A 16,663-nucleotide genomic window follows, 5' to 3' on the forward strand; every position below is an offset into this window, starting at 1 on the left:
TGAGTTATTATTTTGCTGCTTCTATATAAGAAACCGCTTGACCAACTGTTGCTATGTTCTCAGCTTGATCGTCTGGTATTTGAATATCGAATTCTTTTTCAAATTCCATTATTAATTCTACAGTATCTAATGAATCCGCTCCTAAATCGTTTGTGAAGCTTGCTTCAGTTACAACTTCGTTTTCATCAACACCTAATTTATCTACGATAATCGCTTTTACTCGTGATGCAATGTCTGACATAATTTTTTAATTTTAAGTTTTAATTAGATGGCAAAAATAAAAAACTTTATTTGAATATTCATCTTTACCGATAAAATGTGTTTTTAATTTAGTAAAAATAAAGATAAAGTATTTTGGAATTGCCCTAATTGTTAATTATTATTCTTTTTTTTGTTCGAATAATTGAAGAAATATACCTGTAAATGAAACGTGTTGTAATTTTTGCGTCCGGAAGTGGCTCTAATGCTGAAAATTTAATTAAGTTTTTTCACAACAGCGATAATGCGTCTGTTATTCAAGTACTAACTAACAATCCTCATGCCAAAGTTTTAGATCGCTGTAAAAAACTAAATGTTAGCGCCTTATCTTTCAATAGAATTGCATTTTCAAAATCAGATGATGTCTTAAATATATTAAAAGCATCTCAACCAGATCTTATTGTGTTAGCTGGCTTCCTTTGGAAGTTTCCTGAATTCATATTAAAAGCATACAATAATAAAGTCATTAATATTCATCCTGCGTTGTTACCAAATTATGGAGGAAAAGGAATGTACGGTATGAATGTGCACCAAGCTGTTGTAGAAAACAAAGAAACTGAAACCGGAATCACTATTCATTATGTAAATGAAAATTATGACGAAGGAGCTATAATCTTTCAAGCAAAATGTAAGGTTTCATCTACGGATTCTGCCGAAGATGTTGCAGAAAAGATTCATTTGTTGGAGATGGAGCATTTTCCAGAGGTCGTTAATGAGTTATTAAAATAAGATTCCCGTTTTCACAGGAACTAAACATGAGTAAAAAGAAAAAAAAATATTATACCGTTTGGAAAGGCCATAAAAAAGGAGTGTATAACACTTGGAATGCCTGTAAAGCCCAAATTAAAGATTATCAAGGTGCACAATATAAATCTTTCCCAACGCTTGATGAAGCCGAAAAAGCACTAAAAGGGAATTACTTTGATTATATAGGAAAAAACAAGTCCTTTTCAAGTGGACTTTCTGAAACAGAACTAAAAAAAATAGGACAACCCAACTACAATTCTATTTCTGTTGATGCAGCTTCAAGTGGAAATCCAGGCATCATGGAATACAGAGGTGTAGATACCAAAACAAAAAAACAACTCTTCCATCAAGGACCTTTTGAACAAGGCACTAATAACATTGGAGAATTTTTAGCTTTAGTTCACGGTTTAGCTTTTCTAAAACAACATAATAGTAATCGCATTATGTACACCGATTCGAGAACTGCCATGAGTTGGGTGCGTAAAAAAACCTGTAATTCGAAACTAGAACGGAATGCTAAAAACAAACCTGTTTATGATTTGGTAGATCGTGCTGTACAATGGTTAAAAACTAATGAATACTCTACTACTATTGTGAAATGGGAAACTAAAGCTTGGGGAGAGATTCCTGCGGATTTTGGGAGGAAGTAAATCTATTTTGCATTCCATCAATTGATGTTTCACAAGGAATATATTTTACGTAAATTTGCACTTTAATCCAAACTGCTTTTATGAGTAAATTAGTAATTGTTGGCACTGTAGCCTTTGATGCCATTGAAACCCCTTTTGGTAAAACCGATAAAATTCTTGGTGGTGCAGCAACATATATAGGTTTATCAGCCTCAAATTTTAATGTAGATTCAGCTGCAGTTTCTGTTGTTGGTGGAGATTTTCCGCAGGAATATTTAGATCTTCTAAAAAACAGAAACGTTGATATTGAAGGTATAGAAATCGTGAAAGATGGTAAAACGTTCTTCTGGAGTGGAAAATACCATAACGATATGAACTCTCGCGACACGTTAGTTACAGAGTTAAATGTATTAGAACATTTTAATCCAGTTGTACCAGAAAATTATAAAGATGCAGACGTTGTGATGTTAGGTAATTTACATCCTGCAGTACAACAAGGTGTGCTAAACCAAATGACTAAAAAACCAAAATTAGCCATTTTAGACACCATGAATTTTTGGATGGATATTGCTCTAGACGATTTACTTTCTGTAATTAAAAACGTAGATGTTATTACTATTAATGACGAAGAAGCTAGACAATTATCTGGTGAGTACTCTTTAGTGGTTGCCGCAAGAAAGATTCATGAAATGGGACCAAAATATGTGGTCATTAAAAAAGGAGAACATGGAGCATTGTTGTTTCATAATGGTAATGTATTCTATGCTCCTGCTCTTCCGTTAGAAGAAGTCTTTGATCCCACTGGTGCAGGTGATACCTTTGCTGGTGGGTTTGCTGGTTATTTAGCAAAAACAGGCGATTTTTCTTTTGAAAACATGAAAACAGCCGTCATCTACGGCTCAACATTGGCCTCCTTTTGTGTTGAGAAATTTGGGACAGAGCGCATGCAAAATTTAACAGATAAAGAAATTTATAAACGATTAGACCAGTTTAAGAGTCTAACCCAATTTGATATCGAATTAACATAAACTAACGCGCTCAGAAATTGAGCGCGTTTTTTATTTCATTTTATAAAATTAATAGCGGAAAATTAATTATGAGTGATGCTTTAAAACATGAGTGTGGAATTGCACTTATTAGACTTTTAAAACCATTAGAATACTATAAAGAAAAGTACGGCAGTGCATTTTATGGTGTTAATAAAATGTATTTAATGATGGAAAAACAGCATAACCGTGGACAAGACGGAGCTGGTTTTGCAAGTATTAAATTAGACGTAAAGCCTGGTGAACGTTACATCAGTCGTGTGCGATCTATTGCACAGCAACCTATACAAGATATTTTCGCTCAGATTAATGAACGCATTAATGATGAGCTAACTAAAAATCCGGAATACCAAGACGATGTGGATCTACAAAAAAAGAACATTCCCTATATAGGTGAAGTTTTATTAGGTCATGTGCGTTATGGCACCTTTGGGAAAAACAGTGTAGAAAGTGTTCATCCGTTTTTAAGACAAAACAATTGGATGCACAGAAACCTTATTGTTGCTGGTAATTTCAATATGACCAATGTTAATGAATTATTCGATAATCTTATTGAAATCGGTCAACACCCAAAGGAAAAAGCTGACACCATTACTGTAATGGAAAAAATAGGGCATTTCTTAGATGATGCCGTTTCAAAAATTTATAAAGACCTTAAAAAAGAAGGTTATAATAAAAGTGAATGTTCTCCTCTAATTGCAGAACGTTTAAAAGTTGGTAAAATATTAAAGCATGCTGCCAAAAATTGGGATGGAGGTTATGCTATGGCAGGTTTATTAGGCCATGGAGACTCATTTGTATTAAGAGATCCTTCAGGTATAAGACCAGCTTACTATTATAAAGATGATGAGATTGTTGTGGTAGCCTCAGAACGCCCTGTAATTCAAACCGTTTTTAACGTGCCTTTTGATGATGTAAAGGAACTAGAACCTGGACATGCTATCATTACCAAGAAATCTGGTGAAACAAAAATCAAAAAAATATTAGAACCTTTAGAGCGAAAAGCGTGTTCTTTTGAACGTGTTTATTTTTCGCGTGGTAGTGATGCAGAAATATACCAAGAGCGTAAAATGCTTGGTCGTTTATTAATGCCTAAAGTACTTGAAGCTATTAATAATGACACTAAAAATAGTGTGTTCTCCTATATTCCTAATACGGCGGAAACTTCGTTTTACGGTATGATAGAAACAGTTGAAGATCATCTCAACGAAAAGAAAACAGAATCCATACTTAAAGGAGGTGGTAAACTATCAGCAGAGACGGTTACGGAAATTCTATCTGAACGTCCAAGAATTGAAAAAATAGCCATTAAAGATGTAAAACTAAGAACCTTTATTACCGAAGATAGCAGTAGAGATGATTTAGTTGCACACGTCTACGATGTTACTTATGGTGTTATAAAGCCAACTGACAACTTAGTTATCATTGATGATAGTATTGTTAGAGGTACAACGCTCAAAAAGAGTATTATTAAAATGATGGACCGATTAAACCCTAAAAAAATTGTTGTGGTTTCTTCTGCTCCTCAAATACGCTATATTGATTGTTATGGCATAGACATGGCCAACCTTGAAACACTTATTGCTTTTAAAGCTGCTTTAGCATTATTAAAAGAAAATAACCAATATCATATTGTAGAAGAGATTTATAATAAGTGTATAGCGCAAGTCGAAAAGAAGGATAAGAATATCGTTAATTATGTAAAAGGTATTTATGCTAATTTTACTGACGAACAGATTTCTGATAAGATTTCAGAATTACTAGGTGGAGAAGACATAAAAGCTGATGTAAAAATTATTTTTCAACCTGTTGAAAACCTGCACAAAGCCTGCCCGAAAAACTTAGGGGATTGGTACTTTACAGGAGATTATCCTACACCTGGTGGCAATAGAGTTGTAAATAGAGCATTTATTAATTTTTACGAGGGTAACAATAGACGTGCGTACTAAAATATACGTTTAAAAGAGTCATTAATCCGATAAAACAAGTAGTTTACCGGATTAAAATGTCTTTCGTCCGATAATTGATTTGTTTTAACAAATTAAATATACATTGGTCTCACCATAACATAAGTAGGTTAAGTTCATGGTAGATTTGGGGCAAAAAAAGGTGAACTTCGTTCACCTTTTTTTATGCCCTTTTTTCATAAAGTATTACTTTAAGTATTGTAACTCAACTTAGAGCGGGTTTTTACACTTACGACCTATTAAACAGTACACTTTCCACGCTTAGACTAATATATAGGTCGTTTATCCAAAAAATGCAATACTTACATTATAGTCCACTTATATTTGACTCACCATAACATAAGTAGGTTAAGTTTATGGTAGATTTGGGGCAAAAAGGATGAACGACTGTTCATCCTTTTTCATTTTCTGTTATTACCTAAATAGCTTCTTTTCTATTACACCTTATAGAAACAAAAAAACAGACTAACCCTAGCTTATCTTCTTTTAATTCTTCAAGAATAAACTTGAAATCAAATTCAGAATCCAATTTAAGAACAAAACAAGCGGCTGGATGATTTAATTCAGTTCAACAACAAAACCTTATATATTAATTCTTTTTGGACCATGGGTTAACCTAACTTGGTCTTTAACCAGTTGTTTTTTTAATCGGGAATTGTAAATAATTTTACCTAGAGCATACAAGGTAAAAAGGCATAGTATGATTAAAAGAGTAAGGGAAATAAATGCAACTAGAATTTCTTTGTTCTCAATTTTCTGTTCTTCTATTGAAATAAGACTTTGCTCTTCAGGATTGTAAAAGCCATGAATAGTAATTGGACATTCAAGACTTTCTTTTACGGAATTAAATGTGGCATTGGAAGGATGAAAAGTTTCAGATTTTAATTCTAAAATTTTTGTCGTAGGCTGAATGTTTTCAATCAATTTTTCCTCACTTTCGGCTTGCCTAATTTGCTTGTCATAATTCGTTATATGGTTCTTAAATTGAGAGTCAATGGTTTTGTTCAAGATAGAATCTGGTATACTTTCAGAATTGAACTTTTTAAATAGTGGATTACCCTTAATGTTATTTTTGAATGTTTCTTTATCAGGTTTAGTTATAGCTTTAGCTGGTAGAAAATACAAATGATTAAAACTAGATGAAGGGTCATTATAAATTCGATCGCGTTCAGATTTTGAAATGAGGGAATTTTCACCTCTATAATCAGACATTATTTTAAACCGATGCACCCATGCATTTTCAATGGTAATATAACAGGGTTTGGAAATTGTGTTTAGTTCTTCAGCAGAATTAAAAGTAATGGCATCACTTTCATTTTGAAATAATTGTAACACATTAAACCCTTTGTCTAAATCGCTATTCATAAATGAAAGCAACACCATAAATGGAGTGAGGAAAAGGGCTAAAAAACTAAAAAAATTAAGTGGATTAGCTTTATCTAGTCCATGTTCTAATTCGTAATTCAAAGACAGCGTATCATTCAGAGAAACGACATATTGCGTAGCACTATCATTAGCAGCAACAGCACCATCCCGTAGAATGTATTCGTAATTAACTTTTTCCTTTTGTGATTTTAAATAGTTTCGCCAATGCCATGGAATTTTAACGTTTGTTCCATTTATTTTGTCAAACCGACTTGTGGCTTTCCCATGATGAATAACGACGCGCTCATAAAATCCATTAGATTTTTGAACTTCAGAATTCACCTTGTGTTTCTTAAAGCCCTTAAAAAACCAATAGATGCCATACAAACACATTATTAAAATGCCGAAACAGACATTAATAAGTACATTATAACCATCGAAACTGCTATAAACTGCTAAAGCCAAAAATGCAACTATGATCGTCAAAGCAATAAACAACCACATCAGTACTTTTTTAGTGTGCCTAATTTGCCTGGTGACAAACGCTAGTTCTTTAGAATTTAGGTTTCGTTCTTGAAACATTTTTTACTTGGAGTACTTTGGCTTCAAAAGTCGGGAAATTAAAGGATATAATAGTTTGGATTGGGACTAAAAATGCAGACCACTTTGAGTAAATCTGCTTTTTCTTTCAATGGATACATGGTTAAACCTTATAGACCTGCAAGGGTCTTAAAACCTCATAGGTCTTTTACTATTAGGTATTAAAATTCCATTTCACTTTTTCCCATACTTCTCTTATATATGGTGTAATAGCAAAGACATTATCTCGTTCAGATTGAAGCTGGCACCAATATACAATTGTTGAATAGTGAAGAAAGTATTCCTTTTCTAATATTATTTTACACGTTTTCCAATTGTCTTGATGGTCTTCATCAAATTCAGCAGCTACATCATCTAATGAAGAGACAATTAATCCCATTAAAGTAAATTTATCATCATCATTATCTAATTCGTTTTGATAAACTGAAATAAAATCACTAATTCTTCCTGAATCAGAAATTTCTAATTCCCAATCTTGCATGTTTCTATCCCAATAAAGTCCAAACCTCCTTGAGAGCTTTTCTTCTGAAACACCAGAAGGATATCGCATATGTTGTTCAAAATCCATTACTTAAGTTTTATATTAGTATAAAAATTGTTTCTAATTTCATAAACTATTTTATTAATACTATCTAAGTCCGGTTTTTCCATTAATTGGGAATTATTATAAATAGAATTAAGTTGTTCTTTCATAGTCTCTGCTCTAGAAACCAAATCGTCATATTCGAATTCAGCATTTTTTATAGACAATAAATAATCTCTATCCTTTCGTCTTACATTAATTGCATTGTTTAGTCCAATTTCTTTTGCCATATGTAACAACCTAAAGGTATGCATCATGTTTTTTGCATCGTAATTTTTGCTGTGCGAAATATTACTTTTATAGCGTGCATCATTTCTTTTATCTACCCAATCCCAATATTCTTTATACTTTTTGCAATAAGTGGAATAACCATCTATATTAAAATAAAGTAGCGCGATAGGTTTTTCTGATTTAGGTACCGAACTTAAACAAACTTCATTGGCATTTGTTCTTGCAATCCCGTTATAGTTTAAATTTTCATCATAAAATAAGTTATAACAATCCTTCATGTGAGACAATTTAACCAATCCGCAATGTTTTGGGCTTAGACAATTACTAGATATGTAATCCTTAAATAGAATCGATTGTTTTTCATCTCTAACATAGCAAAAATCTTCAATAGATTTTCTCTTCTTTTCCACAGGATTTACAATTTTCTTATTTAAACCTCTAGCTTTTTTGATCTGTGTAAATGCGTAATTAGCAAATGTGTTTTTACAAAGTTTTGATAAAAAATCTTCTTTTTTAATGGTATCAAATATGGGGTGTTTATAAAAAATACATTCTTTAGGAACATTTAAAAGTTCCATGATATTTGGATTGTTTTTTGAGAGCAATTCCACAAATTTACTTAGCTCATAATAGGCAATATCATTTGTTTCGTTATTGACTTGTGCAATATAATTTAATGAATAATATTGTTCTATTGGCAATATAAATACACCACGTATATCTGTATCAGACGTGGCAGTATCTAAGCCATAAGCTCTACTGCCACTAATACTCTCAAAGATTATTGAGCCTGATTTTTTTAATTCTTCAATGGTCATTTTATTACTTTTATGAAAAACTGATTAAACGCTTCAGGATTAGCTTTCTTTTTTATGACGCCATCTTTAACGCTATTATTTTCTTTTACAATATCTCGAACCAATTGTATCAATACAGCATCCACAGGTTCATTGCTTTTTTCTGTTTTTTGACTTTTTAAATCTATTAAATCACTGAGAACTGAATGAAACTTCTCATCTACTATCTCATACAGTTCTATAAACAAAACTGGCGGAATGGTTTCGTTTTTATATATCCAATTCGCACACAAAGCAGTTCTTATGGCATAGAAAAAACTTTTCAGTGTCATTTCATCTGTGTCAAGAGTTTCTTCAAAACCCTTGCTCATACTGTGGTAATGATAAAACCCTGAAACAGGATTAAAGTTGTTTTCTGCTAAAGTTTTTATTTCGGTTAGAAAATTTTCATTTGCACTATATACGATAGGTGAAAATAACCATTCTGAGAAAGAAGCGTTAGATTTAGATAAGAGCTTTAATGCTTTTTTTAGTTCCCAACCTGATCCATCCAAATCATCTTCTGTCATAAATTCTATAGTATCTTTTTGTTCCCAGAGGCTTAAATACCATTCTTTTTTATGTTTATATACAAAACGAATATCATAATCAGAATCTGGTGATGCAAAACCCCAAGCTCTACTTCCAGATTCTACTGCGAATAGGATTTCTATGTTTTTATCTCTCTCTATTTCTGAGAGTTTTTGTAATATTTTAGTTCTCATTTTCTAGATACAATTTTTAAATAAAAGCAGACCAACCAAAGTGAGTCCGCTTCTACCTTTCTAAGGTTAAATTTTCAAACCTGCTAGGTTTTAAAAACCTGCGAGGTCCTCCTATTTTCTTCTTTTAGAGTTGTTACGTTTATCCTGACGTTTTCGAACCTTCCAAGGTGCATTTTTCTGCCAATCTCCAGCCATAATACAACCATAAGGCATCACTTCGTCAATGACTTTTCCTAAATTGAATTCGTCCATTTGTTGCCTTACAGCTTTGGCGTTTTTATAAGCCGATGGCAACTCGGTAATATCAATTTCCTTTGAGAAAAATCTAATATCTAAACCACATGTTTCTTCTTTAAAGATTTGCATCGTGGTTCCTGTTTTGCTTTTTCTATGTTGCGTTCTGCTTACGTTTCTACCTGCTCCATGTGGTGCAAAACCTAAATTGGTTTTTGTGGTAGCGCCTTCAACAATTAAAACGGGTTCAGACATGTTTAAAGGAATCAATCTTGGCCCTGTTATATCTGGCATAAACTTAGCATTTAAAGGGGTTGCGCCTTTTGCATGATAAAATAAATCGCCATCTTTAAAGACAAAGTTATGTTCGTTCCAGTATCTGTTTTCAATCTCTAGTCCTAAAGTTTCCGCTACTGAATTATGCAGCACTTCGTGATTGGTTTTTGTCCAATTTCTTATAATTTGCAAAGCGTCCCAATAGGCCTGGCCTTCTTCAGTCTCAAAAGGAATCCACGCATTTTGCTTTTTCGTATCTGGCGATAATTCCTTTCTAAAACGTTCCGCGATTTTCATACCTTTGGTGTATAATCTTGCACCAGGACCTCTAGATCCATGATGTGTGACCAACATGGTGTTTCCTGTTTTTTTAGATTTACCAACAAACAAGAAATGGTTACCATCACCTTGCGTTCCTAAATGCGACCTTGCGATTGAAATCATGTTACCATCATTCAAGAAATAGTTAGATTCAAAAGCGTCTAATAGTTCTTTAGGAAACCTGAATTGTGAATCTCTATCGCGTCCACCAGGACCAAAATGCGTGTTAGCATGGGCAACATCTAAAATGTCTTTAGGGTCTGCTTTACCAAAATCGGTTAACATCACTGAACAGCAAATATCTGCACTATGCATACCTGGATGAATGGCGTTTTTGGCCACTGCAACACCACCAACTGGAATTGTTCCGTCTGGACCAGCAGGACAAGCATCTGGCATAATGGCGCCATCTACTAATGTTGGTGTTTTCATTAAGGTTTGCATAGAGTTAATTACCTTATCTACATTGTCTTGTTCTTCTTCGTTTTCTGCTTTAATGTTTATTGAAAACTCAATTGCCGTTTTATGTAACGCTATTGGGTCTGGTGATTTAAATTGCTCTAAATAGGTTTCCATAGCTTCATCTTCTAGTCCATTATCGTTGATATGTGCAATGGCTTCTTTCATCCATTTGCCTTGTCTAAAACCTAAGGCTTTTAAATCGTGACCTGTTATTTTTGTATTTGTTTTCATTTTTATTGATTTGTCATTCTGAACTTGTTTCAGAATCTATTTTAATAACACTACAAATATTATAGTGTAATGCGCAATAGTTTTGCGTAGTATAAATTTTTTATCCTTTTTTTCTTTATGTTCATTTTGCCTTGATACATACTGCGAAGCACATCACGAGTTCCATAAAAATGAAAATCCACGAGTAAACGAACCAAAAAATCACAATCAAAATATAGGAAATTGCTAAAGCACCATTCACTTTCGGAATTCCGTGCTTGAAGCTTCGCTTCGCATCTACATTCCTTCGTTCATTATTTCTGAATTTTGATGTTTTCCGACCATGTCGAAATTTGGGACTTGAGTTTTTACTTGTTTATGTTTTCAACTCTTTGTCTTCTCTCGCATACTTATGTTTAAATGATGATTGCTAGCTCCGCGTTAGCGATTACTCATTCACACTTATTTTACTAAATAGGAAATCGTGATTACTTCGTAGTTGCAACGGAATCCTTTTGCTTTTTCGCAAAAGATATAGTGGAAAGCGCGACCCAAACCTTTTTCGGTTTGGGTAACGCCATAACATTACTTATTCACAGAGAAAATATCCTTTAATTGTTCAATAACATTACCGTTTCCAGCAACTGTGATTTCTCCAATTTTATCGGCAATTTTCTCAACATATTCCATCTCTTTTAATTTAAACAACATATTGTTGTCTTCCATTAATTTCGCGGTATTTAACAAGCTTCTAGTAGAAGCTGTTTCTTCTCGTCTTGTCACTACATTGGCTTGTGCTTTTTTGTGAGCTATTAAAACTTGGTTCATAATCTCTTTCATGTCGCCTGGTAAAATAACATCTCGCAAACCTGCGTGCAATACGTTTACACCTAATTTCTCAGCTTGCGTTTTTACATCTTCTAAAACGGCTTTGGCAATCGTTTCCTTTTGCTCTAACAATTCATCTAAAGTGTAAGCTCCAACAAAGGCTCGTAATGCTAATTGCAACGTGATGTACAATTGCTTTTCGTAATCTTTGCTATGCATTAACGCAGTTTCTACGTTAGTCACTTTGTATTGTGCATAGAAATTAATACGAACGGTTGCTTTGTCTTTGGTCAATAATTCTTGACCTGCAACTTCTAACTGTAACTGACGCATATCTGCTTTGATGATTTTAATGGTTTGCTCGTTTTTCCAGAAATGGTAGGTACCATGTTCTAGGATTTTAACAAACACGTCATCTACAATCATAATTGCTTTTTCGAATGCCGCTACCTCAAACGTTCTAATGTATTGACGCAATTGCATATTGCTAAACAAAGCTTTGCTGACGTCTTCTGTAATTTCAATTTTACTTAAATCTACAGTTACGAATTTGTAGTTTATTAAACCGTTCCAAAAAGTGTAACGACCAGCTTTTAATACGCATTTAAAGTTGTTGTTTTCGTAAAGCAAAACGATTTCATTATCCTTTACATCTACAACATGCAATAGGTTTGCCAACGCCTCATCTTTAAGCAAGATTTCTAATGCTTTTGGTGCACTGAAAGCTTGTGATAAGTCGTGTTTTACGAAATTTTCTCTAAAATTCAACCAATGTTTTCCTTCTGTAATAACGCGAGCGTAATTACCGTTTTTAAACACTAAACCTACTGTACCTGCATGAATTCTTACTCTATACATGATTTCTAATTTTTTTGTTCTGAAGTTTCTAATTTTTAATTCAGAACGGTTAAACATTTATAATAGAATTCTCTTTTTTGAGAATGACTATTCAAAAGATCCCGCTTTTCAGCGGGATTAGTTCAACTGCCATATTTGAATGCATCTTTAAGACTTTTCAAATATGAGTTTCACTAACAGAGCGAAAGAAAACCATCTTTCTAATTACGGAAATACAATTGATTTAAAGATTTTTTAAGCTTTGTTCTTTAGACGATTTATCAATTTTGAAACAACCGTTTTGGTGCTTCGTTAATCAAAAAATGAATCTTTAAAAGAAAACCTAAAATGGCTTTAAATACATCAGTATTTCAAGGTGTTTTCTAGACTGCGTAAACAACGAATTGCTTTTGCGAGTTTTAGTTCACTTTGTTTTTGCCATTTAAAGTGTGGAGCACTTGGTGGTCTATTTTTAAAAGTGACCTTCTTCGGGAATATGGATTTTGAGTCCATTTCAATACAACATCTAAAGTGTTGCGCGTCTACCAGTTTCGCCACAAACCCATTTGAGTTTGGCAGGACTCGAACCTACAAATTGATCTATTGTTCTAACCAGACTGAACTACCTCAAATAAATTGAGAATGGGATTCGAACCCACGACCGATAGATGATGGTTATTATTTGGCAAATAACCGAAGCCTTCAAGTCAAGTTGAATATAAAAACCTCATACCAATTGGTAAGGATTTATACAATAGTGCTATACCGAAACACGTAACAAGACTTGCTTGATGTGGAAGCAGTAGGACTCGAACCTACACGCTTATCAAGACCAGATTTTAACTCAACGGATTCTATTTATTAATAGGATTCGTTGAATGCGTAAAAACGCATTTCAGTCTGGCGAGCCAACCAATTGCTCAATGCTTCCAGTTTTAATATTTTATAGAACGTTGTACCTCTTACCAGATTCGAACTGGTACTTTCATAATAATGAACAGACAGACTCTAAATGCGCTTCCCTACTTTACATCTTGTGCATTTCGGTGCTTCTGCAAAACCTAGTCATTGGTGAGTGTGCCACCAACCACATAATCCTATCACTCCACGGTTACGTAAATCTTTTTCCGCAGCTCTTCCTTTTGAGCTAAAGAGGTATTAATATTTTAAAAAAGCGTGCTGAGAATACCTGCGCTTTTAGATAAGCTTTTCTAGAATTATGGCTTACGCTTTCCCTAGTTTTCCACGTTCTTCTCATTGCTTAGAGAATCCTGTACTTATCTGATGCCTTAATACATTATAGCTGTTCGGCAACTTAGACTTGGCTTGCATAGTGGCTTTTTACCACGCTTTGCAATAACGAGGGTTGGCTCCCTCACCATTCATAAACGTCCTCTCTTGAGGCGGCTTATTAGAATGTTTACCACACATTAAAGGCTTGCGACCTCTAACGTTCCATATATTTCAATGGATTTAGGCAACTACTAACTGCTATAATGTTCGAAGTCTTTTGCGTTTTCTGTATAAAAATACAATGCTCTACCTGAGCAATCCTTCATTGGTGTAGGATTGGGAATCGAACCCAAACATATTGACCTAGGAAAAGGGCTTCGAAAATGGCTTCGTAGATTTTGGCCTACAAAATACCAACCTTTTCCTTGTGTGTCTCCCAACACACGGTACTTTAAGTTGCCGAACAGTTTTCTGTCGGGTAACTTTAATACTGCAATGCGCTCCATTAGGTTGGATAACCAAAAATGTAACCCATTACTACAACTTTTCCTATTGATGTCTCCACCTCAAGCCTAACTTGTGTGTTGGCTATAAATCCTTATCTGCGTCAACGGTTGTCCCTTGCAAATAATGATTTATGTTAACTGCTTGCTTACTTGTACTATATTCAAAATGAATACAGTCTCCACTTGTACTGTCTACAAATAGATTTATCCTTGTTACCAAGTTTATCTAAAGACGATAAGCCACCTCACATCATTAATAATTAATGATGATTTTATTAATATTGAAGCTAAAATTCAACTTCAATTTCTTTCAAAGAACTTATATTAAGCTCTGCTAGACTCCTTTTTCTAGCAGAGCGCTACTTTTAAAGTCTGATTCCAAAAAGACTTCTAATTAATTACACTGCAAATATTCTGAGCTATTGCGCAGTCTTTTTGCGTAGTTAAATTATATTTTGTTTTTAATTCAATTTTTTTAGAATTGTATATTTTGATTTAAGCACCAATTCAGAATTTTTGCAATGTTCTTAGCATCGTCAATTCCTCTATGATGTGTGCCTTCTAATGGAATTTCTAAGATGTCTAGCGCACCATTCATACCAACTTTTCGGTTTAAACCTTTAACTTCAGAAAACAGTGTTTTTACATTTATATGGTTTTGCGACAAAGGGTATTCTACTCCTCTAATCTTACACTGTTTTTTCATCATATTTAAATCGTAAGCACCATAACTTGCCCATGTGTATTGATGTGCATCATAATCATCTCTTAATTTTTCACAAGCGTCTTTAAAAGTGATGCCTTCTGAGTCCAACAATTCTTGTGTAATTGTTGTTAGTTCTGTACAAAAAGGACTGATTTCTGAGCGTGTTGGTTTAATTAACATACCCTCATTTTTAGAAATTAATCCTGTAGATGTATCTAAAACACAGATACCAATTTCTATGATTTCATTGACTTGACCTGCCGGAATTTTTCCATTCCAACATGTGGCTTCGAGATCTATAATTATTATATATTTATTCATGTTTTCTATATGTTTTTTTATTCCTGTTTAATTAGGAATGATAAATTCTTATTTCTTCTTTTTTTTCTTTGTGTTCTTGGTTTTTTTAGTCTTTTCTGGTTTCATTTTGTTTTTGATCCTTTTAATTTCAGAATCGATGAAACTGATAAAACTGTTATTGTAAACGTGCTTTTTTGCGAGCTTTAAAGTCTTTAATGCCTTCTTGTATTTTTGAAGAATTTCAAAAAGTTGCCCTTGAAACAAGTAAACTTCCCCTTTGTTTAACCCTTTAACGGTTAGAGAAAAGTCAATAAGTTTTTGAGCTTCTTCGTAGTCTTCATTCCACATTAAAACTAGAATGTATTTTGAATACACTTTGTGAAAATCTAGTTTGTTAGCCAAAGCCTCTGCGTAATAGTGTTTGGCTTTTTCATAATCGCCAAACTGCTCAGCTTGTAAGCGTCCCATTAAATACAAAGCATAAGCGTTGTCTGCTTCGTAGGATAAGGCGTAGTTTAGATTTTCTACTGTTTCTTCTAGTTCGTATGGATAAGCATCTATGGCTTTAAGCACGTAATTGTTTAACAAATTCGTGTCCATTTTTTAATTGTTTAATTGTTTAATTGTTTACGCAATTCATTTTTTAATGCGCAACGTTGTTTTTTAAATTTTTTTACAATTGTATTTCTCTTAAAATCTGAGCCTTTAAAAACTTTTATAGGATTACCTCTTTCTATCGATAGATGGTTTTTCCATTGGCTTTTAATTCCAGATCGCAAAGCTTCTAATTGTACTTCTGCAACTTTTTCTTGTAAGCGTGCTTTTGCTATTTTTCTGTTTTGATGTTGCGAGCGACTATCCATAACCAACACTTGCGTTTTTGTAGGTAGATGCGTCGCTCTAATAGCTGAGCTCACTTTGTTTACATGTTGTCCTCCTGGTCCAGAACTACGTGTGGCTTGATACGTTATATCTTTTTCAAGAATTTGAAATTGTTCACTTTTTCTAATTTCATATAAACCAACAAACCAGTTTTTACGCTTATGTTGTGGTCTAAATGTTGAAGTGCCAATCCACTGAATTGTGCCTGACCATTGACTCAAAAACCGACTTAGGTTGTTTCCTTTGAGCTGAACTGTTACAGATTGCAACGTCATATTCTCAATGCCTTTTTCTCTATGTAGGATTTTATATTGAATATCCTTGTCGTTTACAGATTCTAAGAAATGTTTTAGAATTTGAGCCACAACCCAACTGCATTCTGCTGGTCCTCGACCTGAGGTTATTTGTATTATTTTAGTATTTATTAATGGTTTTCCCATGATATATGTTTTCTAATAAAATCCTTGAGCTCCTATTTTAATGGCGCTTTTAGATAATTTAATTTGTGACGATATGAGATATTGATGTCATATTTCGAGCGCACTAAGCGAAGAAAATATCAATACTACACGTGTCTTGATTTTCTAATAATTGTTTTGAATAATGTGTTTAGCAGACTTGCTAAGAATGGGAAACAAAAAATCCGAAACAGTGTTTAACTGGCTTCGGATTTCTCATTTATAATTTTAAAAAGTTTATCTAACGATAATCACGAAGCATCACAAAAGGCAGAATTCCTTTTGGATCGTTTTGATATGTTATACATAAACTCATAGTTTCTAATTTTTAATTCAACATCTGTTTTGGTTGAAATGCGATGCAAATATAAAGGGTAATATTTTAAATTTCCAAATTAAACTTTAAATCAATTTATTGATAAT

At 33.4% G+C, this 16,663-nt stretch carries 14 protein-coding genes and 2 tRNA genes; 4 read left to right on the plus strand and 12 right to left on the minus strand.

The window, feature by feature from the left end; genetic code table 11:
* Positions 1 to 7: 7 nt before the first annotated feature.
* Positions 8 to 241 carry an acyl carrier protein gene (locus HM992_RS02790; protein WP_013869581.1) on the minus strand — a complete coding sequence of 78 codons (234 nt, stop codon included), beginning with the start codon at positions 239 to 241 and terminating at the stop codon, positions 8 to 10.
* 182 nt (positions 242 to 423) lie between these two features.
* On the opposite strand from HM992_RS02790, the gene purN reads away from it, so the two are divergent.
* From purN to HM992_RS02810, 4 genes are all read left to right on the plus strand, one after another.
* A complete protein-coding gene (gene purN / locus HM992_RS02795) occupies positions 424 to 987 on the plus strand; it encodes a phosphoribosylglycinamide formyltransferase (protein ID WP_178986521.1) in 564 nt (187 codons plus the stop codon).
* A 26-nt stretch (positions 988 to 1,013) separates the two neighbouring features.
* Entirely contained in the window at positions 1,014 to 1,655 is a 642-nt protein-coding gene (locus HM992_RS02800; RefSeq protein ID WP_179318638.1) for a ribonuclease H1 domain-containing protein, read from the plus strand.
* A gap of 80 nt (positions 1,656 to 1,735) precedes the next feature.
* Positions 1,736 to 2,662, plus strand: a complete 927-nt coding sequence (locus tag HM992_RS02805; protein WP_178986517.1) for a PfkB family carbohydrate kinase — start codon at positions 1,736 to 1,738, stop codon at positions 2,660 to 2,662.
* Between the two features lie 68 nt (positions 2,663 to 2,730).
* Positions 2,731 to 4,629 (plus strand): amidophosphoribosyltransferase, encoded by a 1,899-nt coding sequence (locus HM992_RS02810; protein WP_179321020.1) that lies wholly within the window; start codon positions 2,731 to 2,733, stop codon positions 4,627 to 4,629.
* Between the two features lie 600 nt (positions 4,630 to 5,229).
* On the opposite strand, the gene HM992_RS02815 is transcribed toward HM992_RS02810, so the two are convergent.
* The 11 genes from HM992_RS02815 to prfH all read right to left on the minus strand — a co-directional run bounded on the left by HM992_RS02815 (position 5,230) and on the right by prfH (position 16,222).
* Positions 5,230 to 6,516 carry a hypothetical protein gene (locus tag HM992_RS02815; protein WP_229720431.1) on the minus strand — a complete coding sequence of 429 codons (1,287 nt, stop codon included), beginning with the start codon at positions 6,514 to 6,516 and terminating at the stop codon, positions 5,230 to 5,232.
* A gap of 250 nt (positions 6,517 to 6,766) precedes the next feature.
* Positions 6,767 to 7,180: a hypothetical protein gene (locus HM992_RS02820; protein WP_179318640.1), complete on the minus strand. Its 414-nt coding sequence runs from the start codon at positions 7,178 to 7,180 to the stop codon at positions 6,767 to 6,769.
* Positions 7,180 to 8,244, minus strand: a complete 1,065-nt coding sequence (locus HM992_RS02825; protein WP_179318641.1) for a nucleotidyltransferase domain-containing protein — start codon at positions 8,242 to 8,244, stop codon at positions 7,180 to 7,182. The genes HM992_RS02820 and HM992_RS02825 overlap by 1 nt, the downstream gene beginning before the upstream one ends.
* Complete coding sequence (locus HM992_RS02830) at positions 8,241 to 8,987, minus strand: nucleotidyltransferase domain-containing protein (protein ID WP_178986512.1); 747 nt, start codon at positions 8,985 to 8,987, stop codon at positions 8,241 to 8,243. The genes HM992_RS02825 and HM992_RS02830 overlap by 4 nt, the downstream gene beginning before the upstream one ends.
* Before the next feature lie 111 nt (positions 8,988 to 9,098).
* Positions 9,099 to 10,511, minus strand: a complete 1,413-nt coding sequence (locus HM992_RS02835) for an RtcB family protein (RefSeq protein ID WP_179318642.1) — start codon at positions 10,509 to 10,511, stop codon at positions 9,099 to 9,101.
* A gap of 564 nt (positions 10,512 to 11,075) precedes the next feature.
* Positions 11,076 to 12,176 carry a slipin family protein gene (locus HM992_RS02840; protein WP_179318643.1) on the minus strand — a complete coding sequence of 367 codons (1,101 nt, stop codon included), beginning with the start codon at positions 12,174 to 12,176 and terminating at the stop codon, positions 11,076 to 11,078.
* Between the two features lie 546 nt (positions 12,177 to 12,722).
* Positions 12,723 to 12,784 (minus strand) — tRNA-OTHER (locus HM992_RS02845).
* A gap of 165 nt (positions 12,785 to 12,949) precedes the next feature.
* A tRNA-OTHER gene (locus tag HM992_RS02850) sits at positions 12,950 to 13,086 on the minus strand.
* Between the two features lie 1,283 nt (positions 13,087 to 14,369).
* Positions 14,370 to 14,921: a 3'-5' exonuclease gene (locus HM992_RS02855; protein WP_179318644.1), complete on the minus strand. Its 552-nt coding sequence runs from the start codon at positions 14,919 to 14,921 to the stop codon at positions 14,370 to 14,372.
* 48 nt (positions 14,922 to 14,969) lie between these two features.
* Positions 14,970 to 15,500, minus strand: coding sequence for a tetratricopeptide repeat protein (locus HM992_RS02860; protein WP_179318645.1), 531 nt, complete (start codon positions 15,498 to 15,500; stop codon positions 14,970 to 14,972).
* 11 nt (positions 15,501 to 15,511) lie between these two features.
* The gene (gene prfH / locus HM992_RS02865) at positions 15,512 to 16,222 is read right to left on the minus strand and encodes a peptide chain release factor H (protein ID WP_179318646.1); all 711 of its coding nucleotides are present in this window, start codon (positions 16,220 to 16,222) and stop codon (positions 15,512 to 15,514) included.
* Positions 16,223 to 16,663: the final 441 nt, after the last annotated feature.

The sequence above is a fragment of the Winogradskyella helgolandensis genome (genome assembly GCF_013404085.1).
In the GTDB taxonomy this organism is placed as follows: domain Bacteria; phylum Bacteroidota; class Bacteroidia; order Flavobacteriales; family Flavobacteriaceae; genus Winogradskyella; species Winogradskyella helgolandensis.